This window comes from Pseudomonas sp. 8Z (genome assembly GCF_902506535.1).
GTDB lineage: Bacteria > Pseudomonadota > Gammaproteobacteria > Pseudomonadales > Pseudomonadaceae > Aquipseudomonas.
The window spans coordinates 821,966-848,956 of sequence record NZ_LR733827.1 but is presented as its reverse complement, the minus strand read 5'-3'; the positions used below and the strand labels follow the sequence as shown (position 1 = coordinate 848,956).

Genomic DNA, 26,991 nt, shown 5'->3' with positions numbered 1-26,991 from the left:
GTGCCGGACTCCCGGCGCTCATCTAGTTGACGTTCAGGCCAGCCCTGCCTTTGCCAGGATGGCCTGTTCGTTCAGTGTATCGATCTGCTGTTTGTCCATGAAGCGTTCGGCATAGCGTGCCGCGACGCCTGAGCTGATGAACAGGGCGAACAGATCCGGGTCGATATGTGCATCTCGACACATGCCGGCCATGATGTTCAACGCCTCCGATAGCGTCTTGCCTTTCTTGTAAGGGCGATCCGCTGCGGTCAGGGCTTCGAATATATCGGCAATGGCCATCATTCTCGCAGGTAGGCTCATCTGCTCGCGTTTCAGGCGCTTGGGATAGCCGCTGCCATCCATTTTTTCATGGTGGCCACCGGCGATTTCGGCTACGTTCTGCAGGTGTTGTGGGAATGGCAGACGGCTAAGCATGAGAATGGTCTGCACGATGTGGTGGTTGATGATGTAGCGTTCTTCAGCCGTCAACGTGCCCCGTCTGACACCGAGGTTGTGCAGCTCGCCGCGATTGAACTTGTAGGCCGGTTCATCCAGTTGCAAACCCCAGGGGTTGTCCGCTTCGATGCGCTCTTGTGCATTACGTTCGATCAGGTGCTCAGGACGATCAGCCAATAGTGGCTCGGCGACCGGCAGGTCGGCCGCTGGGGTGCGCTCCAGGCGTTTGGCTTCTTCCCAGGAAACACCGAGGCGATTGTCGAGTGTGCGCAGCCAGCGGCGCTGGGCGATCTGCGTGAGACGTGCGAGGTCGCTCTCGGCCATGCTTTCAGCTCCCAGGTTGGTGCGGGCAACGAAGGCAAATTCCTCGTCCAGTTGCTTTAGCAAGGCTTCGCGCTGGTCGGTCAGTACCTGCTCATCGCCGCCTTCGGCACGACCTTGCCAGTAGGTGATCCAGGCATCACGTTTGAGCACTTCGAAGCGCATGCGTATTTCATGAATGCGGTCGTATAGGGTTTCCAGCTTGGTGGCTTTGTCGACCACGTACTCGGGGGTGGTGACTTTACCGCAGTCATGCAGCCAGGCGGCAATGTGCAGTGTTTCCCAGTCTTCCTCCGTTGGTTGATAGTCGTTAAAAGGCGGTGCATCGCTACTGGCTGCAGCTTCGGCGAGCATCAGGGTGATTTCCGGCACGCGCTGGCAGTGGCCGCCAGTGTAGGGGCTCTTGGCATCGATAGCGCCAGCGATCAGTTGAATGAAGGCATCGAGCAGTTGTTTCTGCCTGGCCAGCAGGCGTTGACTTTCGATACACAATGCGGCGCTACCGGAGACTGCGTCGACGAATGCCGCGCGCTCTGGGCTGAGCATGCTTTCGCCATTCTCGCCGCTGTCGCGTTGCAGCAGTACTAGCACACCGACCGTTTCGCCCTGGCGGTTATGCAGGCCAGCAGCGATCAGGTGCAGGCGCGGGCTGTCCATCGCCGATAGTAGGCCGCTGAAGTCGCCTGCCTGGTCGAAGCCGATCGAGGTGGCGACGCTGGCGCCACCGTTGGCAGGGCCGCTGAGCCAGTCGGGCAGGTTGGCATCATCGCGCTGCAGGGCTTGGATGCCGAGCGTCTGTGCGGACTGGCTGTTGCCGTCGATCAGTACGCCTTGAGGCTCCAGGCGTGCGCTGTCGCTATCGAGCAGATAGAGCAGCCCCCCCTCGGCCTCGCTAATGGCCACGGTCGAGTCCATCACCCTTTTGAGCAGCATGTCGAAGCGGGTCTCTGCCGATAGGCTCGCGGCAATATCAAGAAAACGAGACAGGGTGTCTTTCATGTGAGACATGGACAGCGCGAGTTGATCGACTTCGAGAATTGGCGAACGGCCGCTGTTCGGGTGGCTGAAGTCGAAGCGACGAATGGCCTCGGCCTTTTCGACCAGGGCGCTGAGTGACTTGACCACCAAGCGTGAGGTCAGCCATCCCAGTGGCAGGCACAGCAACAGCGTGGTCAGTGTAATCAGGGCACCTTGCCAGCGGATGCGATAGGCGTCTGCCAGTAGTTCCTGCTCGGGCACCAGCAGAGCCAGGTTCAGGCCCTGTGGCCCGCCTTCGCGGATATGGCTAAGGGCCGTGACCCAGCGCTGTTGGGCCAGCTCGATGACGCCCTGGCCTTGTCGGTCTGGGCTGCGTTCGAGTAATTCGCCCAGGGCGGGGTTGAGGTCGCGTACCTTGACTTGGCTTGGGTGGCCGTCTTTTTCTGTCAGTAGACGGCTGCTGTCCGAATAAGCGACTGCATTACCCTCGCTGTCTGCCAGCACCACTTCGCTGTGGGGCGTCACGCGATGGGCTGCGAGGGTGTTGGATAGATCGTTGAGGGTGAGGTCGGCTGCCAGTACGGTGGTCAGCCCGGCACGGCGAGCCAGAGTGGTGCCGATCTCCTGTGTTGAGAAGAACAGATAGGGCGCTGTGGTGATCTGCCCTCCGTCGCTGCGGGCGCGTTTGAACCAGTCGCGTTTGCGGGGATCGTAGTGTTCGGTGAGGATCTGCCGACGGCTCAGCAGGTTCAGCGAGCCATCATAGAAGAGGTAGTTGCTGGCCGTGCCAATGCTGCTACGTTCAATGGCCCATACCTGAAAGGCCGCCTTGTCCGGGGCGTCGAAACGCTGCTTGAGGGCGTTGTCGCGCAGCGGGCGCACCATGAAAAAATCGCCATCCTCGTAGCCCAGATAGATCGACGCCAGTTTGGGATTGTCACGCAGAGCCTGGACGAACAACGGCAGCAGGGTAAGGCGTTGATCAAGCCTGTCGGCTTGTGCGGACGGATTGAGTGCCAGCAGGCTGAGCAGGTGGCGGATGGGGCGGTAGGTGCTGTCCAGATCTTTCTGTACGTCGAGTTCGATGCGTTGGAACAGGGTGTTGCTGCTGGAGAAGATTAGGCGGCTGGTCTGTTGATAGTTGAATAGACCGAGCACGACACCGGTGAAGAGCAGAAGCAGTGTGAACAACACGCTGATATGCACGTGCAGGGGGAATCGGCGCTCGCGCGAAGTGGTGGTCTTGAGCATCGCACTTCACTCCATTGGTCGTGCTGCTGGGGGCGGGCTAGCGATTATTAGAGGGGCTTGGTCAAGAGTAGTGAAACATTAGCGTATCTGCAGGCTCTTTATTGCGAAGTGTTATTGATCTGTGCAGTAGATGTTTTTTTGCTCAGGCGCAATTGCACGCCATGGATCAGCAGGGCCACCGCGAGCGCCAGCGTTGTGCCGATCAGCGCGTTGAATAGGCGCGCCTCAGGTAGATGCCAGTCCCCGGAAAAACTTTCGGTCAGCAGCACGAAGCATAGAGTGCTCTGTAGAACGAACAGACCATAATGATTGGCCTGCAGGACGCGACTGAGGACGATCAGCGGCAGGAGTGTCATCACCATCATCGCTGGGCTTTGCAGGCTGTAGCCGAGCAGTATCAGCAATCCTGCCGCCGCCAGGCTGGCGAGACTGGCCTGTACCGCACGAACCAGGCTGTTGTGAAACTCCAATTGCAGCGTGGTAATCACCGCCAGGGTCAACCAATAGCCGCGCGAAAGCCCGGAGAGACTGACCACCAGTCCAGCCGTGGCGAAAGCTAGCATGCAGGCCAGGGCGTGCAGGCGCCATTGGCGACGAGGCAGGCGCTGAGCATGCCGCCGCAGCACCTTGAGCAGGCTGATTACGCGTGGCATGTGTGGCCATGTACGCAGCCCATGCAGGCCTCGTAAGCCGAAGGCCAGGAGCATCACCCACAAGCCGCCGAGGCTGAACAGCGTGGCTACAGCGTAGGGGTTGTGCAGATTACCTATACCGAATTGGCCCTGGCCGATGCATAGGCAGATCGACAGGCCAATACCGAGTTTGCCTGCCTCACTGCCGAAGCGTTGCAGCCAGGCCAGTAGCAGACCGAATGCGGCGAACAGGGCCAGACCGAGCAGCGGATGGCTGCCAGCCCAGAACCCCAGGCCAGCGCTGCAGGCCCCGAAAGCCGTGAGCAGTAGCATGCGCAGCATGCCGAAGCGATGCAGTGCATTGGCTTGAGCGGCCTGAAACGCGCCTAGAGAGGCCCAGAGAAAGCCCGTATGCGAGGTGAATAGGCCAAGTAGCAACGGCAGAGCGCAGCCGATACCGGCAATCAGGGCGGGGCCCCAGGCGGGTGGCCCGGCATGCCAATTAAGACGGTTGCGAGTCAGATTGTTCATCGAGGGCTAGAGAGGGCTGGAGCGACCGGTCATTTCCCGGGCCATTTCAGTTGCGTAGCTATCGGTCATGCCCGCGATAAAGTCGATTACTCGCATGAACGAGCGATACAGCGGCCAGCCTGGCTCGGGGGCATAGTAACTGAGCAGGTCAAGGATGCGTTGATGCTTGAACGACAGCGGGCAACCGCTGTGCTGCTCCAGTGCTGCACCACAGAAAGCGTTGAGCAGGATCTCCAGGGTGGTGTAGGCGCCGATCTCGTGCAGGGTCTTGCGCTTGTCGTGGAAGATTTTTTCGCGTGCCAGAGCCTTGGCGCGTTGTACGCAGCGTTTGGCTGAGCCGTGCATGTGTTCGACCAGATCGCCTTGCAGGGCGCCACGCAGCAGGTCTTGCTGTTGCTCGACGAAAGCGCCGGCTGCGGCGTTGGTCAGGTGCTCGATGGCCTTGCCACGCAGGATCGCCAGCTTGCGCCTGCGCGAGTCACGCGGGCCGAGTTGGCGATAGGTTTCCGGCAGGTCATCACCGACCAGGTCGAGCAGCAGGGCCTCTACCTCGCTGTAGTCGAGCAGTTCCATCTCCACGCCATCTTCGAGGTCGATTAGCCCATAGCAGATGTCGTCTGCGGCCTCCATCAGATAGACCAACGGGTGGCGTGCCCAGCGCTGGCTTTCTAGCTGTGGCAGCTCCAGCTTGCTGGCAATCTGTTCGAGTAGCGGCAACTCGCTCTGGTAACAGCCGAATTTGTGCTTCTTGTAGCCCAGTGCTTCTGCGTGGCGAGCCGTCCAGGGGTACTTGAGGTACGTGCCGAGGGTGGCGTAGGTCAGGCGTGTGCCGCCGTCGAACTGGTGATATTCGAGCTGGGTCAGGACGCGAAAGCCCTGGGCATTGCCCTCGAAGTTGAGAAAGTCGCCGCGCTCGGCGTCACTCATGGCGTCCAGCCAGCCCTTGCCTGCGGCCTGCTGGAACCAGTGACGGATGGCATCCTCGCCGGAGTGGCCGAACGGTGGGTTGCCGATGTCATGGGCCAGGCAGGCTGACTGCACGACCATGCCTAGATCGCTCGGCTCGCACCAGTCCGGCAGCTCGCTGCGGAGCATCTCGCCGACGCGCATGGCCAGCGAGCGGCCCACGCAGCTAACTTCCAGCGAGTGGGTCAGGCGGGTATGGATGTGGTCGTTGCTTGAAACCGGGTGCACTTGCGTCTTGCGTCCCAGGCGGCGGAAGGCGCCGGAGAAGATGATGCGGTCGTGATCCTTGTGAAACGGACTGCGCCCCAGCTCGGCTGAGCTAGGGGCGGGTTTGCCGAGACGTTCGCGGGTGAGCAGGGTATGCCAATCCAAGGCCGATCCTCGCCGGGTTGATCCAGGCCACTAGCTTGGGTGTTTGGGCGATTGGCTGCAAGCCTGTGATTACAGGCCTGCGGCGTCGATATCGACCAGCAGCAGACGGCGGCCATTGTCGATGAACTGGCCAGCGGTCAGGCAATACTGGTTGCTGGTGGCGTCTCGATAGGTGCTGGAGAGTGTCAGTCGTCGTTCCTCCCAGCCTTCGGCCAACAGTTGATAGAAGTAAGGACGCCAAGACCAGTTGTGGCCCAGGTAGCGACCATCGGTTTGCCAGTGCTGGTCGTGCCATTCCAGGTTGGGGGTGATTTGCGTGCCGTGGCGGTCGCATTGGTAGATACGCAGTAACCAGGGGTAGTTATCCGGCGCACGCAAGCTATCAGCCGCGGCGCCACTTTCAGCCCAGTTCTTGAGTTCGCCCATCAGCTCGGCCAGTTGCTGGCGCAGGCTGACCAGGCGTGCCCGCTCGCTTAGCTTGTGATGCACATAGTTTTCACGCAGGCGGGCGACGCGACCGACAAAGGCATCACTGGCAAACAGTTCGCGCTCTGGGCGAGCGAACAGAAAACCCTGCACATAACGTGCGCCGCATTCCAAGGCGAAATTCAGCTCGGCATCGGTTTCCACACCTTCGGCGATGATCCAGCAGCCGGTTTTCTCGGCCATTTGTGCCAGTGCCTTGACCACTTCTCCACTTGGGCCGCCGCGAGCGGCTTCTTGAAACAGGCGCATGTCCAGTTTGAGAATGTCAGGCTGCAGCGCCAGAACGCGGTCGAGCTGCGAGTAGCCTGCGCCGAAGTCATCGATGGCGATGCGCGCGCCCGCTTCACGGTAGCGGGCCACTACTTGTGGCAGGCGCTGGCTGGCTCCGCCGAGTTCGGTGATTTCGAAAACGATGCGCGTGGGGTCGATCCCGCTGCGCTGCAGTTGAATCAGGCTGGGTAGAGGCTGCGCAGGCCGCAAACGGCTGATCCAGCGCGGTGAGATGTTGAGGCTGAGAAACCAGTCTTTGGGCGCTTCGTGAAAACGCATCAAGGCGTCCTCGCGAACCTGGCGATCAAGTCTGCGCAGAGCGGTTGGAGGGGTTTTGGGGTCGGCGAATAGTGGGCCGGCCGAGTGTTCCTGTCCGTGCTCATCACGAAGCCGCGCCAGCGCCTCGACACCGGCGATGCGGCCAGTGGCGGTGTCTATAAAGGGCTGGAAGACGGCGAAGGGCTGTCCTTCGATCAACGGGGCATCCTTAGTGATGGGCTGTGTTATGGCTATTGGATAGCAGTCGCATCGACTAAGCAAGATCGCGGCCAGGCGCGCTATAGTGCAGCGGTAATTTATCTTTTTGTAACGTCGTTCTCAGGAGGGTGGGTGCCGGAATTACGACGCCTGAGCAGTGGCGCCAGTAGCAGTGCCAGGCGCAGCCAGCGGCGCCAGCCGCGTTTTCCGCCGATGATGCCGACGAATGTGAGTACGCCTGTTGTGAGCCATATTGGTGCGCTGCCGCTGCGCAGGTTTAGGCTGAAGTCTTTCACCTGACGCAGTGGTTGTGTCAGCAATAGCGCCTCATGACGGATTTCCTGGCGACGCATTTCCAGGCGCATGCGCAGCATGGCTTTGCGCAGCTCGCGACGCGATGTGTGCCGGGGCAGTGTGGGCTGGGTCATGGCAGCAGTTGCTCCCGATCACGTTGCAGTTCTTCTAGGCTCGCGCTGAAGGGCGGCGGTGCGCGCAACAGGCTGGCCAGCAGCCAGCCAGCGCAGAGCAGCAGGCCGACGCCGTAAAATGCGCAGAGTCCGATGGCTACGCTCAGGCGGTGAGTATCCCAATAGAGGATCAGCAGCAATGCCGACAAGCCAATCAACAGCAGCAGGGCGAAGCCCAGGCACAATCCGCCCAGTAACAATAAGCGCAGTGCCTGGCTGCGTTGTTCTTCCAGCTCGTGGCCGACCAGCTCTAGGTGGCTCTGCAGCCACCCGAGTAGGGCGCCGCCGAGCCGTCGTGGGGAGGGGCTTTCGCTCATATTTGCGCAATCAACGGCGGCTTAGGAGTAGGCCGACCAGCATACCGATGGCCGCCGAAAGGCCCAATGCCTGCCAGGGGTGCTTGTGCACGTAGTCTTCGGTGGCATCCACGGCGATCTTGCCCTGTTCACGTAGGCTGCTCTCAGCCTGCTGCAGGGTGTCGCGAGCGCGGGACAGGCTGCCGCGAATATCTTCGCGCAGGCTATCGGCTTGCTCGCCAGCCAGGCTGGCCGAATGCTGCAGCAGTTTCTCGGTGTCATTGACCAGTGCCTGGAACTCTTCGAGCAGGCTGTCCTGTTGGGATGAAGCGGCAGTTTTGCGGGGCATATCGAGCATCCTTTGCGTGATGAATGTATGCGTGTGAGTACAGAGTGGCCTTTAGGGTTCAGTCAGATTAGCAAAGGCCGCACTGGTACATCGTTTGCATTTAGTTGGTGCGCAATGTCTTGAGATTGCCCTTTCATGGGGCTGTTTCAGATTGGCTCAGGATGGCCATATCGCATATAACTCATTGATAAATAAAAATAAGTGCCTTTCTGAAAGAAAAGTGCGATGCCATTTTTGCGGCGCTTTGTTGCGCTTCTTTCGGCTGCTGAGTCATGTCTTGCCACTTCGCGGTGCACGAATGTCTCTTGATGCTTTCGTTTGGTGCTTTTCCATTTTCGGAGCCTTTGTCTTAGATGGAAAACCTCAACAGTGCCGTCGCCTCTTTGGTGCACGGTTCCAATACGCTGTTCATCCTGCTGGGCGCGATCATGGTGTTGGCCATGCACGCCGGTTTCGCTTTTCTCGAAGTGGGCACCGTCAGGCAAAAGAATCAGGTCAATGCATTGTCGAAGATCCTCTCGGACTTCGCAGTTTCGGCACTGGCCTACTTTTTTGTCGGTTACTGGGTCGCTTATGGCATCACCTTTCTTGAGCCGGCTGCGGTGCTCACCGAGAACCATGGCTATGGCTTGGTGAAGTTCTTTTTTCTACTGACTTTCGCGGCGGCCATCCCGGCGATCATCTCCGGTGGTATTGCTGAGCGGGCCAAGTTTGCTCCGCAGTTGTGCGCGACCGTTTTGATCGTGGCGTTCGTCTATCCCTTTTTCGAAGGGCTGATCTGGAATGGCAATCATGGCTTCCAGGCCTGGCTGGAGGCGCATTTTGGCGTAGGTTTTCATGATTTCGCCGGATCGGTGGTGGTACACGGTGTAGGTGGCTGGCTGGCCTTCGGTGCGGTGATGCTGCTCGGGCAGCGCAATGGTCGTTATCGCGATGGGCGTCTGGTGGCGATGGCGCCGTCGAATATTCCGTTTCTGGCGCTGGGCTCATGGATTCTGATTATCGGCTGGTTCGGCTTTAACGTCATGAGTGCGCAGAATCTGGAAAACATCAGTGGCCTGGTGGCGGTCAATTCGCTGATGGCCATGGTCGGGGGTACCATGGCCGCCTTGCTGGTTGGGCGCAACGACCCCGGCTTTCTGCATAACGGCCCGTTGGCGGGGTTGGTTGCGGTCTGTGCAGGCTCAGATTTGATGCATCCGGTGGGGGCCTTGCTCACGGGGGTGATCGCTGGTGCTCTGTTCGTCTGGGCCTTCACCGCCACACAGGTGAAATGGAAGATCGACGACGTACTCGGCGTATGGCCGCTGCACGGCCTGTGCGGCGTCTGGGGCGGGATCGCGTGTGGCATCTTCGCCCAGGAAAGTTTTGGTGGTCTGGGTGGTGTGAGCCTGGTCAGCCAATTGATCGGCACGGCTGTCGGAGTGCTGGTGGCTCTGCTGGGTGGCTTTGCTGTCTACGGCTTGCTGAAGGCGACAGTAGGGATTCGCCTGGGCAAGGAAGAGGAGTTCAATGGCGCCGACTTGTCGATTCACAAGATCGGTGCGGTGAGCCACGACTGAGGTGTGTTGCAGGCATGAAAAAGCCGGGAATGTCTCCCGGCTTTTTCATTGTTGAGGATCAGTCTTTGCGGCCTTCGACCTGCTTACCGTTGACCGTGCCTTCCTGCAGCATGATCTGGTATTCCTTACCGTCGGTTTCCACCTGATGCAGGCGAACCAGCAAGTAGCCCCAGTCCTTGGCGAACCAGAGGATGGTTTTACGGCTGCTTTGGGTGGGGTCACGCACGCGTTCGACCTTGACTGCGTCGATCAGCCCGGCGCGGGTGCGAACCACTTCCTCGCCCAGTACGCGGAAGTCGTAAGTCTCGATCTCGTCACCATCGACCACCTGATAGCTCATGCTCTGCTTGCCGTCGGCAACGTCGAGCTGCAGGGCGATCTGGTAGCTGGATTTGTCCAGCAGGCCACGGTTGAGCGGCAGGCGCACGGCGTTGTCGCGGTCGCTACCGATGACTTGCTTCTGCTGCCAGTCGAAGTCCTGCTCGACTTTCTTGCTCTTGCCCAGGCCGCTACGGTCGAAGCGGTAGCTCAGCGGCAGTAGCGTACCGTTGTCGAGCTTGAAGGTGCTTTGTTCGGTCAGGCCGGCGACCAGCATCGAGGCTTCGAAGTCCAGCTTCCAGCGTTCACCATCGACTTTTTCGAGCGTACGTTCGGCGCTGCCGCTGACCGGCAGTTGCTTCCAGTCGGCGGTGTAGCTGGCGGAGAAGGGCTCCAGCTCTGTCGAGAAGGCTGGCAGGCTGAAAAGAGTTAGAGCGAACAACAGGGCACGACGCATAAAGTCTCCTAGGTTCGAATCACGTGGCCGCAGGCTGGCAGCGGCTGGCCATCCAGCATTGCGCCTTGCGCGCTCAGACGCAAGCGGCCTTCGGCAAACCAGCGTACTGCTAGTGGATAGATGCGGTGTTCCAGCAGGTGAACACGGTCGGCTAGGTGCTCAGGTGTGTCCGCTGGCGTGATTGGCAACACTGCCTGTACGACCAGTGGGCCACCATCGAGTTCCTCGGTTACGAAGTGCACGCTGCAGCCGTGTTCATGATCGCCAGCTTCCAGCGCGCGCTGATGGGTGTGCAGGCCTTTGTGACGAGGCAGCAGGGAGGGATGAATGTTGATCAGACGTCCGTTGTAGTGCTTGACGAAGCCGGGGGAGAGGATACGCATGAATCCAGCCAGCACCACCAGGTCTGGCTGGTGGGCATCGATGGTTTCGATTAGCGCGGCATCGAAGGCTTCGCGCCCGGCGTACGGCTTGTGGTCGAGTACGCGGCTGGCGATACCGGCCTGCTGCGCACGCTGCAGGCCATAGGCATCGTCGCGGTTGGAGATCACCGCGACGATGCGTGCCGGGTTGTCGTCATGGGCGCAACTGTCGATCAAGGCTTGCAGGTTGCTACCTGAGCCGGAGATCAGGACGACGACGTTGCAGACCATCAGTGGGCTTTCAGATTATTCAGCACGACTTGCTCGGCGCCCTCGGCAGCTACGGCAATCTGGCCGATGACCCAAGGTTGCTCGCCGCTTGCACGCAGGCTGGCCAGAGCCGCTTCGACCTGATCCTGAGCAACGCAGATGACCATGCCGACGCCGCAGTTCAGTACGCGGTGCATTTCGTGCTCGTCGACGTTGCCTTTTTCCTGCAACCAATCGAACACCGCTGGGCGCTCCCAACTGGCGACATCGATCACCGCCTGAGCGCCTTGCGGCAGTACGCGCGGGATGTTGTCCAGCAGGCCGCCGCCGGTGATGTGGGCCATGGCTTTGACCGCGCCGGTGTCCTTGATCAGCTTGAGCAACGGTTTGACGTAGATGCGTGTCGGTGCCATCAGCAGGTCAGCCAGAGCCTTGCCGTTCAGTTGCACCTGCTCGATATCGGCGCCGGAGACTTCGATGATCTTGCGGATCAGCGAGTAGCCGTTGGAATGCGGGCCGGAGGAAGGTAGGGCGATCAGGGCGTCGCCGGTGGCAACCTTGGAGCCGTCGATGATCTCGGCTTTTTCCACCACGCCAACGCAGAAACCGGCCAGGTCGTAGTCTTCACCTTCGTACATGCCTGGCATCTCGGCGGTTTCACCACCGACCAGGGAGCAGCCGGCTAACTCGCAACCGGCGCCGATACCGGTGACTACGGTGGCCGCTACGTCGACGTTGAGCTTGCCGGTGGCGTAGTAGTCGAGGAAGAACAGCGGCTCGGCGCCGCAGACCACCAGGTCGTTGACGCACATGGCGACCAGATCCTGGCCGATGCTGTCGTGTTTGTTCAGATTCAGCGCCAGGCGCAGCTTGGTGCCGACGCCGTCAGTACCGGATACCAGCACCGGCTGCTTGTAGCCAGCCGGAATCTCGCAGAGGGCGCCGAAGCCACCCAGGCCACCCATGACCTCGGGACGTGCGGTGCGCTTGGCCACGCCTTTGATGCGCTCGACCAGGGCTTCACCGGCATCGATATCGACGCCTGCGTCCTTGTAGCTGATGGAGGGTTGCTTGCTCATAGATCCGGGCCTTTGAATAGGGAGTTCGGGTGGCGCCGACATGGCGCAGGCTCATCCACGGAGCCCGGCGCGCCTACCGGCTGGCGAAGGCGCGCGATTTTATCAGGCTTGCCCGGTAGCGGCCACTCACGCGCATGCGCTTCGTCGCGCTCGTGGCGCCGGTTGCCCGGCCGTCAACGGCTGTTTAAGGTATAGGCCCCTCACGGCCCCGCGCCGTTGTTTCTTCTGCGAGAGCCCATCATGCGTCCGTTCTTCCGTCCGTTACTGTTCTGCCTGTCGCTGCTTTGTCTGCCTGTCCTGGCTGCGCCGGTCAGTGGCTTGTATCAGGTGCGTGAGCCGCTTGCCGATCAGGAGCCTGCCAGCCGCGACGAGGCCATGCAGCGGGCATTGCAGACGCTGGTGCAGCGCCTGACCGGCGACGCCAAGGCGGTGAATAATCCGGGGCTTGACGGGCTGCGCAAGGATCCTCAGCAGATCGTCAGTCAGTTCGGCTATGAGGGTGATGCATTGACGGTGGAGTTCGACCCCGCAAGTACCGAGCGTCTGTTGCGTGGTGCTGGGCTGTCGCTGTGGGGCGCCAATCGACCCGCCATTCTCACTTGGTGGCTCAGCGAGACGAACGTGGGTAGCCAGTTAATCGGTGAGAGCCAGGCGGAGGCTGCCCAGTTACGCGACGCTGCTCAGCATCGCGGGCTGCCGCTGCGTCTGCCGATGGCTGATCTCAGCGAACAACTGGTGGCCACCCCGGAAGGTCTTGCGGCTAATGATCCGCAGGCTCTGCGCGACGCCTCCGAGCGTTATGGCGCCGATGCCTTGTTGGCGGTGCGCGCCAGCGAGCGTGATGGTAAATGGCAGGCGCAATGGCGCTTGTGGATTGGTCAGGAGCGTGAGCAAGGCAGTGTCGAAGCAGCTAATCAGGCGGCTCTGGCCGATGCTGTGATGCTGGCGGTCAACGAACGTCTGGCGCCGCGTTTCGTGATCAAACCGGGTGCGGCACAAAGCCTGACTCTGGTTCTGGATGGCGCCGATCTGAGCCGTTTCGCGGCCGTTGAGCGTCTGCTTGAGCCTTTCGCCCCGCGTCTGGTGGCAGTCAACGGCAAGCAATTGACCTATCAGGTCAGCGCCAGTGCTGATCAACTGCGCGCCCAATTGGCCCTGGGCCAGTTGCAGGAAGAGCCAGCGCCAAAACCTGAACCCGCACCTGCACCTGCCGCCGCTGGCCAGGCTCCTGGCGCGCCGCTCTCTGCGCCTGTGCAGCCGAGCAACAACGCCCTGTATTTTCGCTGGTAGACTGCGTTGCTCTGGTCGCCCGGCCAGAGCGCCTGTTTGGCGCGCCCCGATTCCGAGGACCGAGCATGACTGATTCCACTCGCTGGCTATGGATGGCTGGGCTGTTTCTGCTCGGCTGGTTGCTGTATCTGCTGCACCCGATTCTCTCGCCTTTTCTGGTCGGCATCCTGCTGGCCTATATGGGCGATCCAATGGTCGATCGCTTGGAACGCCATCGCCTGTCGCGTACTGGTGGCGTGGTGGTGGTCTTCGCCCTGTTCACCCTGGCCTTGCTGATTCTGCTGTTGGTGTTGGTGCCGATGCTCGGGCGGCAACTGGTGAGCCTCTATCAACTGGCGCCGGAAATGCTCGACTGGCTGCAGGGCACGGCCTTGCCCTGGTCGCAATCGCATCTTGGTCTGAGCAATGACGTATTGCAGGTCGATCAGCTCAAGCAGGTGTTCTCCGACAACCTTGGCAAGACCACAGACGTGCTCAAAACGGTGCTGGCGCAGGCTACTTCGTCTGGCCTGGCGCTGCTGGCCTGGCTGGGTAACCTGCTGCTGATCCCGGTGGTCAGCTTCTACCTGATGCGTGACTGGGATTTGCTGGTCGAGCGCATACGCCGCCTGCTGCCGCGTCAGCGCGAAGGGCTGGTGGTCAAGCTGGTGGGCGAGTGTCATGAGGTGCTAGGTGCCTTCTTGCGTGGGCAACTGATGGTGATGCTGGCGCTGAGCGTCATCTATGCCGTCGGCCTGATGTTCGTGGGCCTGGAACTGGGACTGCTGATCGGCGTGCTGGCCGGCTTGGCGAGCATCGTGCCGTACATGGGCTTTATCGTCGGCATCGGCGCGGCGTTGACGGCTGCGCTGTTCCAGTTCGGCCTCGACCCTTATCCGCTGATCGGTATTGGTGTGGTGTTCATGATTGGCCAACTGCTCGAAGGCATGGTGTTGACCCCGCTGCTGGTCGGCGATCGCATCGGCCTGCATCCGGTGGCGGTGATCTTCGCCATCCTCGCCGGTGGTCAGTTGTTCGGCTTCACTGGCGTGCTGCTGGCCCTGCCGGTTGCCGCCGTGATCATGGTTCTGCTGCGCCATGCTCATGATTTGTATAAACTTTCCGGCCTTTACGGAGAGAACAGCGGTTCCCACGAGCCCCCAGCATGAAACCCATCCAGCTTCCCCTGGGGGTGCGTCTGCGCGATGACGCCACCTTCGCCAACTACTACCCCGGCGCCAATGCCGCTGCCTTGGGCTATGTCGAGCGTCTGTGCGAGGCCGATGCCGGCTGGACGGAGAGCCTGATCTACCTATGGGGCGCCGAAGGCGTTGGTCGCAGTCATTTACTGCAGGCTGCCTGTTTGCGCTTCGAACAGCGTGGTGAAGCTGTGGTGTATCTGCCCCTCGGTGAGGTGGTGCAGCACGGCCCGGAGCTGCTCGACAATCTGGAGCAGTGCGAGCTGGTTTGCCTCGATGATCTGGACGCAATCGCTGGCCGCAGTGATTGGGAAGAAGGCTTGTTCCATCTGTTTAACCGCCTGCGTGACAGCGGCCGACGCCTGTTGTTGGCTGGCACCATGTCGCCACGTGAGTTGCCGATCAAGTTGCCTGACCTGAAATCGCGGCTGACTCTGGCGCTGATCTTCCAGCTCCACGAGCTATCTGACGAAGACAAACTACGCGCGCTGCAACTGCGAGCCTCACGCCGCGGCCTGCAGATGAGCGATGAGGTTGGCCGGTTCATCCTCACTCGTGGCGAACGCAGCATGAGCGCCTTGTTCGAGCTGCTCGAACGTCTCGATCAGGCCTCGTTGCAGGCCCAGCGCAAGCTGACCATTCCTTTTCTCAAGGAAACCCTGGGCTGGTGAAGGCTGCATGCTTCAAGCTGCAGGCCCAGGCTACAAGCGAGAGCGTCGCCCGGATGCAATCCGGGAGTCTTCCTGCACCATCCCGGATTTCATCTGGGCTACGGGCTAATGCCGATCAGATAAGGCTTGCCACTGTAGGCGCGAATTCATTCGCGATAGGGTTTAGCTTCGTGCCTGACCAGAATCGCGAATAAATTCGCTCCTACATCAGGACATGGCCCGGAGGCTGCTCGGGCTGCTTGCAAGCCGTCAGTCAGAGGGGGAGTGCTCCTTCTTGCAGCTTGAAGCTGCTTCTATGAACTCAACGATTGCTTTGGCGCAGACCTCTGGCTGTGTCTGCAAAATAAAGTGCGGGCCGTCCAGGCGCATCTGGCGGATGTCGCGGCAAAACTGTGGCAGTCGTTCAGCGGCAGCGCTGGCGACCAGGCGATCCTGTTGTGGCCAGAGGTGTAGGCTGGGTAGATCCAGGGCCAGAGTCGGTGCTTGCAGGCTGGCCAGAGTGGCGAGACGCGCATGTAGTAGTTTCTGATCCAACCGACGAATTTCCCGCTGCACTCCTTGCAGGGCCTCTTCATCTGCGGCTTTGCCCAGGCACAGCGCGCGCAGCAGCCAGGGCCGTGTGGCGAACGTCAGCGGCATGGGCAGGTGTCTGAGCAGTGGTAGCGCGGCATTGGGGCGAGTCAGGAACGAGGCGGCGAAGATCACGCCGCGCAATCCCGTTGGCTGGCGCAGGGCGAGCTGGTAAGCGAGTGGGCTGGAAAACGACTCAGCCAGCAACACGAAGGGCGTGCTGCCAAGCTGCGGATAGAGTGCTTCGCTCAGGCTGTGATAGTCCTGCGGCCCTTGTGGCGGCAGGTTCAGAACCATGCAATCGAAACCTGTGAGCGCGTCGAGCAAGGGGCTGAAGAGGGCGCTGCTGCCGTTCATGCCGGGCAGCAGCACCAGGCGCATCAGGCTTCTCCGGCCAGTTTGCGGTCGTACTGGAAGCGCCAGCGCGTGTAGAGCAGGGCGCAGCAGAACAGACCTAAGCTGATCACCGCCTCCAGCGCGCCGAACAGGGCGCGTTGCGGGTCGATGGCGGCGAGTACGCCCTGGATGAAGTAGATGTTGACCACGAAGCAGATCCAGGCATGCGCGCGCGCGCTGCCCATGATCAGGCCTGGGGCCAGCAGCGCCAGGGGGATTAGCTGGATGGCCAGCACCACGCCGATGCGGGCGCCGTGCAGGTCGGCGAAGGCCAGGTTCCAGATCAGTAGCAGGGCAACCAGCGCAATGAAACTGAACAGGCTCAGGGAGCGACTCAGTTTCATGCGTGGCTCCAGCCATTGCAGGCTGGGCAGTGGTTTCTGGGTGCGGGCCATGTCAGCTTTCCAGTTTTTGCGCGATGCGTGCCAGGCGTGTGCCTAGGGCGCGGCATAGGGCGATTTCATGCTCATCAAGCGGGCGTTTGCCGTCGCCACCCGCGTGATGGCTGGGGCCATAGGGTGTGCCGCCTCCCTGAGTCTGCAGCAGCGCCGATTCGCTGTAGGGCAGGCCGCACAGCAGCATGCCGTGGTGCAGCAAGGGCAGCAGCATCGACAGCAGGGTGCTTTCCTGGCCGCCATGCAGGCTGGCAGTGGAGGTGAACACGCCGGCTGGTTTGCCGACCAGCTCACCAGTCAGCCACAGGTTGCTGGTGCCATCGAGGAAGTATTTGAGCGGCGCGGCCATGTTGCCGAACCGTGTCGGACTGCCGAGCGCCAGGCCGGCGCAGTTCTTCAGGTCATCGAGGGTGGCGTAGGGCGCGCCTTCATCGGGGATGCTCGGCGCTACGGCCTCGCATTCGCTGGACACCGCGGGCACCGTGCGCAAGCGCGCTTCGAGCCCGCCGAGTTCGATGCCGCGGGCAATTTGCGTGGCCATCTGTGCGGTGGCGCCATGGCGGCTGTAGTAGAGAACCAGAATGTAGGGTGCGCTCATGCCAGCAGCTCCAGAATCATCTCCGGTGGCCGACCGATCACGGCTTTGTTGCCTGCCACCAGGATGGGGCGTTCGATCAGCTTGGGATGGCTGGTCATGGCGTCGATCAGTTGTGCCTCGCTCAGGCTGGTATCGGCCAGGCCCAGTGCCTTGTAGTCATCTTCGCCGCTACGCAGCAGTTGCCGGGCGCTGATGCCCAGTTTGCCGAGCAGCTCGCGCAGCTCGTTGGCGCTTGGCGGCGTTTCCAGGTAACGCACGACCGTTGGTTGCAGGCCGCGCGCTTCGAGCAATTCCAGCGCGCCACGGGATTTCGAGCAGCGTGGGTTGTGGTAGAGGGTCAGGTCGGTCATGGTGGGCTGTATTTGGTTTGAGGTGCTGGCTATTCTAACCGCCTCACGCCTGCCAGCGCGAAAACTGCCGGTGACGCTCATGCGACCTTTTCGCGCGGTGAGCTGTCCATTGAGCGTCGGCAATTGCGTTATGACGCGCTTACCGTGAAAGGAGTCCCATCGGCATCCGTGGGTCGATCAACGCAGTGCATTTAGGAGAAGGCATGCAGCATCGACTGCGCGATTGGTTGGACTTCTGGCGTGCCCTGTTGCAGCGCTTCGTCGATGATCGCGGCACCAGCAGTGCGGCGGCCCTGACCTATACCACGTTGTTCGCGGTGGTGCCGATGATGACAGTCACCTTCGCCATGCTCTCGGCCATCCCGGCTTTCCAGGGTGTCGGTGAAGACATCCAGACGTTTATCTTCCATAACTTCGTGCCGTCTACCGGTGAGACTGTGCAGCAGTACCTGCGCGAGTTCACTGGCCAGGCGCGGCAACTGACCTGGATAGGTGTCGCCGTGCTGGCGGTGACGGCGTTTCTGATGCTGGTGAGCATCGAGAAAAGCTTCAACGCCATCTGGCGCGTGCGGCAGCCGCGGCGCGGCATGTCCAGCTTCCTGCTGTATTGGGCGATTCTCAGCCTTGGCCCGCTGTTGCTTGGTGCTGGTTTCGCCGTGAGTACCTATATCACCTCCTTATCGCTGATCTCCGGGCCGGACGCGGTGCTGGGCGCCAAGACGATATTGCGCTTCATGCCCTTGCTGTCGAGTGTGGCGGCATTCACGTTGCTCTATGCCGCGGTGCCCAATACGCGGGTGCCCTTGCGTCATGCCTTGCAGGGCGGGCTGTTCGCCGCTGTGCTGTTTGAAATCGCCAAGGCGCTGTTCGGGCTTTATGTGCGCCTGTTTCCCGGTTACCACCTGATCTATGGCGCCTTTGCCAGCGTGCCGCTGTTTCTGCTGTGGGTCTATCTGTCGTGGTTGATCGTGCTGCTCGGCGCCGAGCTGGTGTGCAGCCTGTCGCTGCCGAAACACTGGCGGCGGCGCCCGCTGCCGCGCTCGCTGGTGTTGCTCGGTATTCTGCGTTTGTTGCTGGAGCGCCAGCAGCGTGGTGAGCCGTTGCAGCACGGCGACCTGCAGGGGGCGGGCTGGCGAGTGCCGGAGGATGAGTGGTGGGAGGTGATGGCATTTCTGGAGCGTGAGCACTTGGCGTGTCGTGCCAGTGGCGGCGGTTGGGTGCTGTGTCGCGATTTGCACCACTTCAGCCTGCAGCAGTTGCTAGCAAACAGTCCCTGGCCGCTGCCGAGTGTGCGCCAGTTGCCCGAGCGCCTCGATGAGCCTTGGTATCCGGCCATGCGCCAGGCCCTGCAGACCTTGCAGGCGCAACAGGACGAACTGTTTGGCGAAAATCTGGCAGCCTGGTTGTCCGGGCGTCAGGAGGCACGAGTGGACAATTGACCGCGCGGCTTAGCCCAGGCGCAGCGGGTAGCGCGATACCAGAGGGGTGTCCAGGTTGCTGGCCGGTAAAGGCAGGGTCGCCTGGTTATGAATGTTGAGCAGTTGCAGCCACAGGTGCTCGCCTTCGACGAACTGGCCGCTCGGTAGCCAGAGACCGTGATGCCAGCCGTTACCCGGTTCGGGGGTGCTTTGCAGTACGCCAGGGTGGGTTTGGGCGCTCGGGGTACGCCGCAGCCACACGGGGCGAGGCAGGCCTTTTAGGTAGCGCAGGCCTAGGTGTAGACCTGCATGGTTGAGATGCCGCCAGCGTACCAGGGCTAGGCTGGGTGTACTGTCGGTGAGTAGCAACACCAATTGTCCGACGCTTAGTTGTGCGCCTTCGTCGCGGTGGCACAGCAGGCGTGCACCACCTGCGCTGGTATCGAGCAGGTTGGCTGTCGTACGTGGTGGCAACTGGTCGAGCAATTGGGCATGGATGGCGCTCAGGCCGATGACCAGATTGCATTGGCCGACAAGCTCGGCGCGCTCGTGTCGACGCTGCTCGCGGCCAAGCCAGTGTGCATGCACGCGTGCCAGCAGTTCATGTTCTGCCTGGCTCTGCAGCGGGGCAGGTTCGCTCAGTGCGACCAGTAGGGCGCCCAGTTCGAGGCGCCGCAGGTTGTGCACATCGCCCTCTGGTTGTTGATCCTGGCTCAGGTAGGCCTGGGGCTGGCTTAGATCGATGGTCGGGCCGTCCTCGTTGTCGTCCTTGTCCCAGTCCAGCAGGCGCGCCAAGTCTGCGTAGGGCGATAGTGCGACGAACAGCAGCAGGCATTCGCCTTCCGCCAGGTGGAATGGATTGCTTAGCGCCAGCAGCAAGCTTTGCTGGTAGAGGCCGCGTAGGGTATTGGCGGGTCTTGGTTGGAAGGCGGCGGCGATGGGCTCGTCCAGGCATTGCTGGTGCTCGCCAATCCAGTACAGCAGGTGGCTGTCGCGCCAGATGGCGGCAGGTGGCTCCTGGTAGAGCTGGTAGTTGCGCAGCAAGTGTTGGGCGAGAAAATGTTGCGCCATGTACAGGCACCAGGCCAGGTGCGGGCGGGACGGGTGGCGGCCCTGGAGAATCTGCAGCAACAGGCGTTTGAAACCAATGGCCAGTTCGCTGCACAGGTGTACGAAGAGGGTGTCGGGAGTCTTGCGAGTGTCGGTGAGGGCGGCGTAGTGGCGGAACTCGTCACTGAAACTTTGCAGCGCACGCTGCCTTTCCAGTAAGGTCAGCGCGCTGCGGTTGAGATTGAACAGCAGGCCTAACACCCGTTGCAGTGCGCTGCCCAGATCCTGCTGGCGCGCCTGGGCCAGTTGTTCGAGCAGATCCGCAGGCACGCCGCTGCCGTCTGCGCGAATCTCGGGAACTTCCAGGCGTAGGGCATCCAGCGTCATATCAACCCCGGAAGTTCGAGGATCGAGGGCATGGGCTCACTCTGCAAGGTGGTAATGGGTATCTGTGCGGGTCTGCTGTTGACTGCTTGCAGCGAAGACTTCGGGCCGGATCAGCATGGACGAAAGGTAACGGCTGATAGCCTCGATGGCCAGTGGCTAGTCATCAATTATTGGGCGCAATGGTGCGCGCCGTGCCGTACCGAAATCCCTGAGCTCAACGTGTTGGCCAAGACGCTGCAAGGACAAGGCGCGCAGGTCATCGGAGTCAACTTCGACGGCTTGCAAGGCGAGGAGCTCAAGCAGGCCACGGATGCCTTCGATATCCAGTTCACCGTATTGGCGCAGGATCCGGCCGCGCGCTTCGGTTTGCCGCACAACGATGCGCTGCCTGTGACTTACATCATCGATGCCGAGGGCAAGTTGCGTGAGCGCCTGATGGGTGAGCAGACCTCAGCCGGCCTGCTGGCGCAGTTGCAGCGCCTGCGCGGGCAGTGAGCGGAGAAAGATCGGCACAGGCGTCACTGGTATCGATAGCATGCTAAGATTTTTCGCCCATCCCTGAGTCGAGTTGCAAGAGTCGCTTCGATGCCCACCAGCCATCTCGTACGTGGTACCGCCGCTTATCGGCGTGCCACTCTGGCGCTGTTCTGCGCCGGTTTCGCCACTTTCGCCATGCTTTATTGCGTTCAGCCGCTGCTGCCGTTGTTGGCGGCGCACTTTCGCGTGTCCGCGGCCAGCAGCAGTTTGGCGCTGTCGCTGACCACCCTGAGCCTGGCGCTGTGCCTGCTGGTTTCCGGGGCTCTGGCCGAAAGCTGGGGGCGCAAGCCGGTCATGGCTGCGGCCTTGGGCTTGGCCGCGTTGCTGGGCATTGCCTGTTCCTGGGTCGAGGACTGGGGCAGCCTGCTGGTGCTGCGGGCGTTGCTGGGATTGGCGCTGAGTGGCCTGCCGGCGCTGGCCATGGCTTATGTCGGTGAGGAGTTCGCACCGCAGTCGTTGCCAGCGGCGATGGGCTTGTATATCGGTGGCACCGCATTAGGTGGCTTGCTGGGGCGTCTGCTGGCCGGTCTGCTCAGCGATCTTGGTGGCTGGCCCTGGGCACTTGGAGGCATCGCCGGCTTGGGGCTATTGGCTTTGGCGCTGTTTATCTGGCTGCTGCCGCCCTCACGGCATTTCACCGCGCAGCCACTGTCGCTGCGCGGGCTTTTGCGCAACTTCGCCATGCACCTGAGTAACCCGCGTTTACGCCTGCTGTTTGCTCTGGCATTTCTGTTGATGGGGGGCTTCGTAGCCCTGTTCAATTACGTCGGTTTTCGCCTGGCCGGGGCGCCGTTCAATCTGTCGGCCACGGTTATCGGTCTGCTGTTCGTGGTCTATTTGCTGGGGATCTTCAGTGCCGGCTGGGCTGGACGCTTGGTGCCGCGTTTCGGCGCGCGGCAAGTGTTGCTGGGGTCGATCTGTCTGATGCTGCTGGGTGTCGCTCTCTGCGCTACGCCCTGGCTGAGTGCCGCTGTGGCGGGTTTGGCGCTGTTCACCCTGGGCTTTTTCGCGGCCCATGCGGTGGCCAGCGGGCAGGTGGGCACGCATGCTCAAGGGGCCAAGGCGCAGGCTTCGGCGCTGTATTTATGCGCTTATTATCTGGGCTCAAGCCTGGTCGGCTATCTGGGAGGGTACGTCTGGGAGCATGCTGGCTGGTTGGCGCTGCTGGCGGTGTTGGCTGCGATGTTTCTGCTCGCTGCGACGCTGGTGCGGCGTTTATAGCTCGCGAATGCGAGCTGTTCAGTGCTGGTTCAAGGAGGGTTCAGCGGGGATTCAGTAGTCTTCGCGCAAACTCATGGCTGAGTTGATCGCACTGCAGCGAGAGGACTGATTCCATGAAAATCACCCTGAACCGTGTTGTGTTGAGCACCTGCCTGGTCCTGGGCGCCGGCGCTGCCCAAGCCGACGACAACCTTCCTGATACGCGCAATAGTCAGAAACCCTATGTGTTTAGCGTCAGGCCCGCAGATCCGCGCCTGGACAAGGTGATCGATGACGATGGCGTTTGGAGTGTGCGCGTAGGTCGGCGCGCTGCCGAAGGGCATAACTGCCTTGGTGATGAATGTTTCGCCGACCGCTACAGCGGTTATAACCTGCGTCCACAGAACCTCTGGGTCGAAGCGCAGGCCTCAAGCCCCTGGCGCGATGGCTGAACGCTAGGGGCCGGTTGATATCCATGCAGGAACTGAGTCGGAATACCTAGATCGAAGGCGATTGACGTTGCGCGGGTGGGCCAGGCCTGCTCGTCACGCCTGCGTCCAACTGCAAAGAGGAGAGTACATGTCATGAAATTGCTGGTGGTGGAGGATGAAGCGCTGCTGCGCCACCATTTGTTCACTCGCCTCAGTGAGAATGGCCATGTGGTTGACGCCGTGCGTACGGCCGAAGAGGCGTTGTACCGTACGGAGAACTTCAATCACGATCTGGCCCTGGTCGATCTCGGCCTGCCTGGCATGAATGGCATCGAGCTGATCCGCCAATTGCGTAGCCAGGACAAGACGTTTCCGATCCTGATTCTGACCGCGCGTGGCAACTGGCAGGACAAGGTGGAAGGCTTGTCCTGCGGCGCCGATGATTACCTGGTCAAACCGTTCCAGTTCGAGGAGTTGGAAGCGCGTCTGAACGCCTTGTTGCGGCGATCTTCAGGGTTCACCAAGTCCACCATCGAAGCGGGCAACCTGGTGCTCGATCTCAACCGCAAGCAGGCGACCGTCGACGAGCAGTCGCTGCAACTGACGGCCTATGAATACCGCATCCTCGAATACCTCATGCTGCATCATCAGCAGGTGGTCGCTAAAGAACGCCTGATGGAGCAGCTTTATCCAGGCGATGACGAGCGTGATCCGAACGTCATCGAGGTCTTGGTCGGACGCCTGCGCCGCAAGCTCGACGGAGCGGTCGATAACAAGCTGATCGAGACGGTGCGCGGCCAGGGCTATCTGTTCAACGAGCGCTGTAAGTGAGGCGTGCGCGCATCATCGTGAGGCAGTTGCGCGCGCGCTTTCGCTCGCTGCGCCTACGCTTGATGTTGGGCACCACGGCGCTGGCCGTGGTGTTCATGCTGCTGCTGATGCCGGTGCTGCAGGGCGTTTTCATGATGGCTCTGGAGCAAACGGTGGAAAAACGCCTGGCCTCCGATGCGGCGGCCCTTATCTCGGCGGCGCGCATCCATGATGGCCGCTTGCACATGCCGGAGAAAATGCCGGACGAGGAATTCGATAATCTCGATTCGCACCTGCTCGGCTTTATCTTCGACCGCGATGGCAAGCTGATCTGGCGCTCGCGTTCCTCCCAGGACGAACTGGTGCAATACCTGCCGCACTATGATGGTCGTGGGCACGAGTTCGTGCGGGTGCGTGATGAGAAGAATGGCCAGGAGTACTTCGTCTACGACATTGAGGTGGATCTGCTGCGCGGCGACGAAACGGCGCTGAGCATCGTCACCATGCAGCCCACGCGTGAGTACCGGAGCCTGTTCAACGGCTTTGCCTGGCAATTACGTCTGTGGCTGGGGTTGGCGCTGGTGGTACTGCTGGGGCTGCTGTGGTTCGGCCTGACCTGGGGCTTTCGCAGCCTACGCGGCCTGAGTGATGAGCTCGATGGTGTTGAGGCGGGAACGCGCCAGCGCCTGAGCGACGATCATCCGCGCGAATTATTGCGCCTGACCAATTCCCTCAACCGTCTGCTCGATAGCGAACGGCGCCAGCGCGAGCGTTACCGTGACTCTCTGGAAGACCTCGCACATAGCCTGAAAACGCCGCTCAGTGTGCTGCAGGGTGTCGGTGAAACCCTGACCGGACAGGCCGAAAACCGTGAGCAAGCGCAACTGATGCAGGCGCAGATCGAACGCATGAGCCAGCAGATTGGTTACCAGTTGCAGCGCGCCAGCTTGCGCCGCAGCGGCTTGGTGCGCCATCGCGAGCAGGTCTGGCCGTTGCTCGACAGCCTGTGCCGCTCGCTGGCCAAGGTGTACCGCGACAAGCAGGTTGAGGCGACCCTCGATGTACCCGAGCACAGTCAGATCACCATGGAGCGCGGCGCCTTGATGGAGTTGCTCGGCAATCTGCTGGAAAACGCCTATCGCCTGTGTTTGCGCCAGGTGCGGGTGCGCCTGGTGCTGCTGCCGGGTGGCTGCCTGCTGACCATCGAGGACGATGGCCCCGGCGTGCCGACTGACCAGCGCGCACGTGTACTGCAGCGTGGCGAGCGGCTTGATGTGCAGAATCCGGGGCAGGGGATTGGCCTGGCGGTGGTCGAGGACATCGTCGAGAGCTACGACGGCGAACTGAGCCTGGAAGATTCCGAACTCGGCGGGGCCTGCTTCCGCGTGCGCCTGTACGACTGAGGCGGGCCGCTTGTCACTGAGTCGCCGCTGAAGCGCCTCCCACGGTGCCGGTTCGATGCGGGAGGGGCTTCAGCCGCGACCGCTCCGATTGCCCGCCCTTTGGCGCATGGCGCAAGACATCCGAAGCAAAACCCGGATAATGGCGGCCATTTCGTTTCGCTTGCCGGTGCCGCTCCATGGAAATCAAGGTCAACTTTCTCGACAACCTTCGCCTAGAAGCCAAATTCGATGACTTCACGGTGATCGCCGATCAGCCGATTCGCTACAAGGGCGACGGCTCGGCGCCGGGGCCGTTCGACTATTTCCTGGCATCGTCGGCCTTGTGCGCAGCCTATTTCGTCAAGCTGTACTGCCAGACACGCGGCATCCCCACCGAGAACATCCGCCTGTCGCAGAACAACATCGTCGACCCGGAGAACCGCTACGCGCAGATCTTCAAAATCCAGGTCGAGCTGCCAGCGGACATTTCCGAGAAGGATCGCCTGGGGATTCTGCGTTCCATCGACCGCTGCACGGTGAAGAAGGTGGTGCAGCAGGGCCCCGAGTTCATCATCGAAGAAGTGGAAAACCTCGATGCTGACGCCCAGGCGCTGCTGATGCCGGTGAGTGACACCACCACTTACATCCCAGGCAAGGATCTGCCGCTGGAGCAGACCATCGCCAATATGTCGGGCATCCTCGCGGATCTGGGCATGAAGATCGAGATTGCCTCCTGGCGCAACATCGTGCCCAACGTCTGGTCGCTGCATATCCGTGATGCGCAGTCGAATATGTGCTTCACCAACGGCAAGGGCGCGACCAAGGAAAGCGCGCTGGCTTCGGCCCTGGGCGAGTTCATCGAGCGGCTGAACTGCAACTTCTTCTACAACGACCAGTTCTGGGGCGAGGACATCGCGAGCGCCGAGTTCGTCCATTACCCCAACGAGCGCTGGTTCAAGCCGGGCCCGAAGGACGCGCTGCCCGAAGAGATCCTCGACGCGCATTGCCTGGCCATCTACAACCCGGACGGCGAGCTGCGCGGCTCGCACCTGTACGACACTAACTCGGGCAACACCCTACGCGGCATCTGCTCGCTGCCCTTCGTGCGCCAGAGTGACGGCGAGACGGTGTACTTCCCCTCCAACCTGATCGAGAACCTGTACCTGTCCAACGGCATGAGCGCTGGCAACACCCTGGCCGAGGCCCAGGTGCAGTGCCTGTCGGAAATCTTCGAACGGGCGGTCAAGCGCGAAATCCTCGAAGGCGAGCTGTGCCTGCCGGATGTACCGCAGGAGGTGCTGGCCAAGTATCCGGGCATCGTCGCCGGTATTAAAGGTCTGGAGGAGCAAGGCTTCCCGGTGCTGGTGAAGGATGCCTCGCTGGGCGGTGAATTCCCGGTGATGTGCGTGACCTTGATGAACCCGCGTACCGGCGGCGTATTCGCCTCCTTCGGCGCCCACCCGAGCCTGGAAGTGGCGCTGGAGCGCAGCCTCACCGAACTGCTGCAGGGCCGCAGCTTCGAGGGCCTGAATGACCTGCCGCAGCCGACCTTCGACAGCCTGGCGCTGACCGAGCCGAACAATTTCGTCGAGCACTTCATCGACTCCAGCGGTGTGGTGTCCTGGCGCTTCTTCGGCGCCAAGGCAGACTTCGAGTTCGTCGAGTGGGATTTCTCCGGCGAGGGCAGCGACTCCAACGAGCAGGAAGCCGCGACCCTGTTCGGCATCCTCGAAGACCTGGGCAAGGAGGTCTACGTGGCCACCTTTGATGACCTCGGCGCCAACGCCTGCCGCATCTTGGTGCCGGGCTACTCGGAGATCTACCCGGTCGAGGACCTGATCTGGGACAACACCAACAAGGCGCTGCTGTTTCGCAAGGACGTCCTCAACCTGCACGCCCTCAGCGACCGCGAGCTGAAGTCGCTGCTGCGCAACCTCAACAACGCCGAGGTCGACGACTACACCGACATCACCACGCTGATCGGCGTCGAGTTCGACGACAACACGGTGTGGGGCCAGTTGACCATCCTTGAGCTGAAGCTGCTGATCAACCTGGCACTGAAGAAATACGACGAGGCCAAGGAACTGGTCGAGGCCTTCCTGCAGTACAACGACAACACCGTCGAGCGCGGCCTGTTCTACCAGGCGGTCAATGCCGTGCTGGAAATCCAGTTGGACGACGAGCTGGAGCTGGCCAACTACGAGCACAACCTGCGGCGCATGTTCGGCAACGAGCGTATGGACGCGGTGATCGGGTCGGTGGATGGCCGCGTGCGCTTCCATGGCCTGACGCCAACCAGCATGCAGCTCGAAGGGCTGGACAAACACCTGCGCCTGATCGACAGCTACAAGAAGCTGCACGCGGCCCGTGCGCGCGTTGCGGGCCTGAGCTGAATCGCCTCTGACCTACCTCTCCAGGCGCCGAGCGCGGCGTTACTGATGATCTTGGT

The 26,991-nt window shown here is 61.3% G+C and carries 26 protein-coding genes; 11 read left to right on the top strand and 15 right to left on the bottom strand.

Features of this window, described 5'->3' with window-relative positions; genetic code table 11:
• Positions 1-33: 33 nt before the first annotated feature.
• The 7 genes from AERO9A_RS16675 to AERO9A_RS16645 all read right to left on the bottom strand — a co-directional run bounded on the left by AERO9A_RS16675 (position 34) and on the right by AERO9A_RS16645 (position 7,831).
• Positions 34-2,985 carry an HD domain-containing phosphohydrolase gene (locus AERO9A_RS16675; protein ID WP_159973042.1) on the bottom strand — a complete coding sequence of 984 codons (2,952 nt, stop codon included), beginning with the start codon at positions 2,983-2,985 and terminating at the stop codon, positions 34-36.
• 98 nt (positions 2,986-3,083) lie between these two features.
• Positions 3,084-4,148, bottom strand: coding sequence for an FUSC family protein (locus AERO9A_RS16670; RefSeq protein ID WP_159973041.1), 1,065 nt, complete (start codon positions 4,146-4,148; stop codon positions 3,084-3,086).
• A gap of 6 nt (positions 4,149-4,154) precedes the next feature.
• Positions 4,155-5,486, bottom strand: a complete 1,332-nt coding sequence (locus tag AERO9A_RS16665; protein ID WP_159973040.1) for a deoxyguanosinetriphosphate triphosphohydrolase — start codon at positions 5,484-5,486, stop codon at positions 4,155-4,157.
• 69 nt (positions 5,487-5,555) lie between these two features.
• A complete protein-coding gene (locus AERO9A_RS16660; protein WP_159973039.1) occupies positions 5,556-6,719 on the bottom strand; it encodes an EAL domain-containing protein in 1,164 nt (387 codons plus the stop codon).
• A 98-nt stretch (positions 6,720-6,817) separates the two neighbouring features.
• Positions 6,818-7,147: a hypothetical protein gene (locus tag AERO9A_RS16655; protein WP_159973038.1), complete on the bottom strand. Its 330-nt coding sequence runs from the start codon at positions 7,145-7,147 to the stop codon at positions 6,818-6,820.
• Positions 7,144-7,503 carry a phage holin family protein gene (locus tag AERO9A_RS16650; protein WP_159973037.1) on the bottom strand — a complete coding sequence of 120 codons (360 nt, stop codon included), beginning with the start codon at positions 7,501-7,503 and terminating at the stop codon, positions 7,144-7,146. Before AERO9A_RS16650 ends, AERO9A_RS16655 begins: the two co-directional genes overlap by 4 nt.
• Before the next feature lie 10 nt (positions 7,504-7,513).
• Complete coding sequence (locus tag AERO9A_RS16645; protein WP_159973036.1) at positions 7,514-7,831, bottom strand: YqjD family protein; 318 nt, start codon at positions 7,829-7,831, stop codon at positions 7,514-7,516.
• Positions 7,832-8,184: 353 nt separating this feature from the next.
• Between AERO9A_RS16645 and AERO9A_RS16640 the strand changes: the two genes are divergently transcribed.
• On the top strand, positions 8,185-9,393 hold the full coding sequence (locus AERO9A_RS16640) for an ammonium transporter (protein WP_159973035.1): 1,209 nt from the start codon (positions 8,185-8,187) through the stop codon (positions 9,391-9,393).
• 58 nt (positions 9,394-9,451) lie between these two features.
• On the opposite strand, the gene AERO9A_RS16635 is transcribed toward AERO9A_RS16640, so the two are convergent.
• From AERO9A_RS16635 to purM, 3 genes are read right to left on the bottom strand one after another with little or no spacing between them, the layout of a single operon-like run.
• The gene (locus AERO9A_RS16635) at positions 9,452-10,168 is read right to left on the bottom strand and encodes a DUF3108 domain-containing protein (protein WP_159973034.1); all 717 of its coding nucleotides are present in this window, start codon (positions 10,166-10,168) and stop codon (positions 9,452-9,454) included.
• An 8-nt stretch (positions 10,169-10,176) separates the two neighbouring features.
• Entirely contained in the window at positions 10,177-10,821 is a 645-nt protein-coding gene (gene purN, locus AERO9A_RS16630) for a phosphoribosylglycinamide formyltransferase (protein WP_159973033.1), read from the bottom strand.
• Positions 10,821-11,879 carry a phosphoribosylformylglycinamidine cyclo-ligase gene (purM, locus tag AERO9A_RS16625; protein ID WP_159973032.1) on the bottom strand — a complete coding sequence of 353 codons (1,059 nt, stop codon included), beginning with the start codon at positions 11,877-11,879 and terminating at the stop codon, positions 10,821-10,823. The genes purN and purM overlap by 1 nt, the downstream gene beginning before the upstream one ends.
• Positions 11,880-12,119: 240 nt before the next feature.
• On the opposite strand from purM, the gene AERO9A_RS16620 reads away from it, so the two are divergent.
• The 3 genes from AERO9A_RS16620 (at position 12,120) to hda (ending at position 15,018) form a co-directional block, all read left to right on the top strand.
• Positions 12,120-13,169, top strand: a complete 1,050-nt coding sequence (locus tag AERO9A_RS16620; protein ID WP_159973031.1) for a DUF2066 domain-containing protein — start codon at positions 12,120-12,122, stop codon at positions 13,167-13,169.
• A gap of 65 nt (positions 13,170-13,234) precedes the next feature.
• On the top strand, positions 13,235-14,317 hold the full coding sequence (locus tag AERO9A_RS16615) for an AI-2E family transporter (RefSeq protein ID WP_159973030.1): 1,083 nt from the start codon (positions 13,235-13,237) through the stop codon (positions 14,315-14,317).
• A complete protein-coding gene (gene hda / locus AERO9A_RS16610; RefSeq protein WP_159973029.1) occupies positions 14,314-15,018 on the top strand; it encodes a DnaA regulatory inactivator Hda in 705 nt (234 codons plus the stop codon). Before AERO9A_RS16615 ends, hda begins: the two co-directional genes overlap by 4 nt.
• Before the next feature lie 249 nt (positions 15,019-15,267).
• Here the strand turns inward: hda and AERO9A_RS16605 are convergent, their stop codons facing one another.
• From AERO9A_RS16605 to arsC, 4 genes are read right to left on the bottom strand one after another with little or no spacing between them, the layout of a single operon-like run.
• Complete coding sequence (locus AERO9A_RS16605; RefSeq protein ID WP_159973028.1) at positions 15,268-15,969, bottom strand: alpha/beta fold hydrolase; 702 nt, start codon at positions 15,967-15,969, stop codon at positions 15,268-15,270.
• Positions 15,969-16,379, bottom strand: a complete 411-nt coding sequence (locus AERO9A_RS16600) for a DUF2069 domain-containing protein (RefSeq protein WP_159973027.1) — start codon at positions 16,377-16,379, stop codon at positions 15,969-15,971. Before AERO9A_RS16600 ends, AERO9A_RS16605 begins: the two co-directional genes overlap by 1 nt.
• A 1-nt stretch (position 16,380) precedes the next feature.
• Complete coding sequence (wrbA, locus tag AERO9A_RS16595) at positions 16,381-16,977, bottom strand: NAD(P)H:quinone oxidoreductase (RefSeq protein ID WP_159973026.1); 597 nt, start codon at positions 16,975-16,977, stop codon at positions 16,381-16,383.
• Positions 16,974-17,327, bottom strand: a complete 354-nt coding sequence (gene arsC / locus AERO9A_RS16590) for an arsenate reductase (glutaredoxin) (protein WP_159973025.1) — start codon at positions 17,325-17,327, stop codon at positions 16,974-16,976. The genes wrbA and arsC overlap by 4 nt, the downstream gene beginning before the upstream one ends.
• A 203-nt stretch (positions 17,328-17,530) precedes the next feature.
• On the opposite strand from arsC, the gene AERO9A_RS16585 reads away from it, so the two are divergent.
• Complete coding sequence (locus AERO9A_RS16585; protein WP_159973024.1) at positions 17,531-18,766, top strand: virulence factor BrkB family protein; 1,236 nt, start codon at positions 17,531-17,533, stop codon at positions 18,764-18,766.
• A 9-nt stretch (positions 18,767-18,775) separates the two neighbouring features.
• On the opposite strand, the gene AERO9A_RS16580 is transcribed toward AERO9A_RS16585, so the two are convergent.
• Entirely contained in the window at positions 18,776-20,182 is a 1,407-nt protein-coding gene (locus tag AERO9A_RS16580; RefSeq protein WP_159973023.1) for a PilZ domain-containing protein, read from the bottom strand.
• Between the two features lie 30 nt (positions 20,183-20,212).
• Between AERO9A_RS16580 and AERO9A_RS16575 the strand changes: the two genes are divergently transcribed.
• The 6 genes from AERO9A_RS16575 (at position 20,213) to AERO9A_RS16550 (ending at position 26,935) form a co-directional block, all read left to right on the top strand.
• Positions 20,213-20,677 carry a TlpA disulfide reductase family protein gene (locus AERO9A_RS16575; protein ID WP_159973022.1) on the top strand — a complete coding sequence of 155 codons (465 nt, stop codon included), beginning with the start codon at positions 20,213-20,215 and terminating at the stop codon, positions 20,675-20,677.
• Between the two features lie 90 nt (positions 20,678-20,767).
• A complete protein-coding gene (locus AERO9A_RS16570; protein WP_159973021.1) occupies positions 20,768-21,940 on the top strand; it encodes an MFS transporter in 1,173 nt (390 codons plus the stop codon).
• A 113-nt stretch (positions 21,941-22,053) separates the two neighbouring features.
• A complete protein-coding gene (locus AERO9A_RS16565; protein ID WP_159973020.1) occupies positions 22,054-22,371 on the top strand; it encodes a hypothetical protein in 318 nt (105 codons plus the stop codon).
• Between the two features lie 132 nt (positions 22,372-22,503).
• A complete protein-coding gene (locus tag AERO9A_RS16560; protein ID WP_159973019.1) occupies positions 22,504-23,181 on the top strand; it encodes a response regulator transcription factor in 678 nt (225 codons plus the stop codon).
• Positions 23,178-24,563 (top strand): ATP-binding protein, encoded by a 1,386-nt coding sequence (locus AERO9A_RS16555; protein WP_159973018.1) that lies wholly within the window; start codon positions 23,178-23,180, stop codon positions 24,561-24,563. Before AERO9A_RS16560 ends, AERO9A_RS16555 begins: the two co-directional genes overlap by 4 nt.
• 176 nt (positions 24,564-24,739) lie before the next feature.
• The gene (locus AERO9A_RS16550) at positions 24,740-26,935 is read left to right on the top strand and encodes an OsmC domain/YcaO domain-containing protein (RefSeq protein WP_159973017.1); all 2,196 of its coding nucleotides are present in this window, start codon (positions 24,740-24,742) and stop codon (positions 26,933-26,935) included.
• Positions 26,936-26,991: the final 56 nt, after the last annotated feature.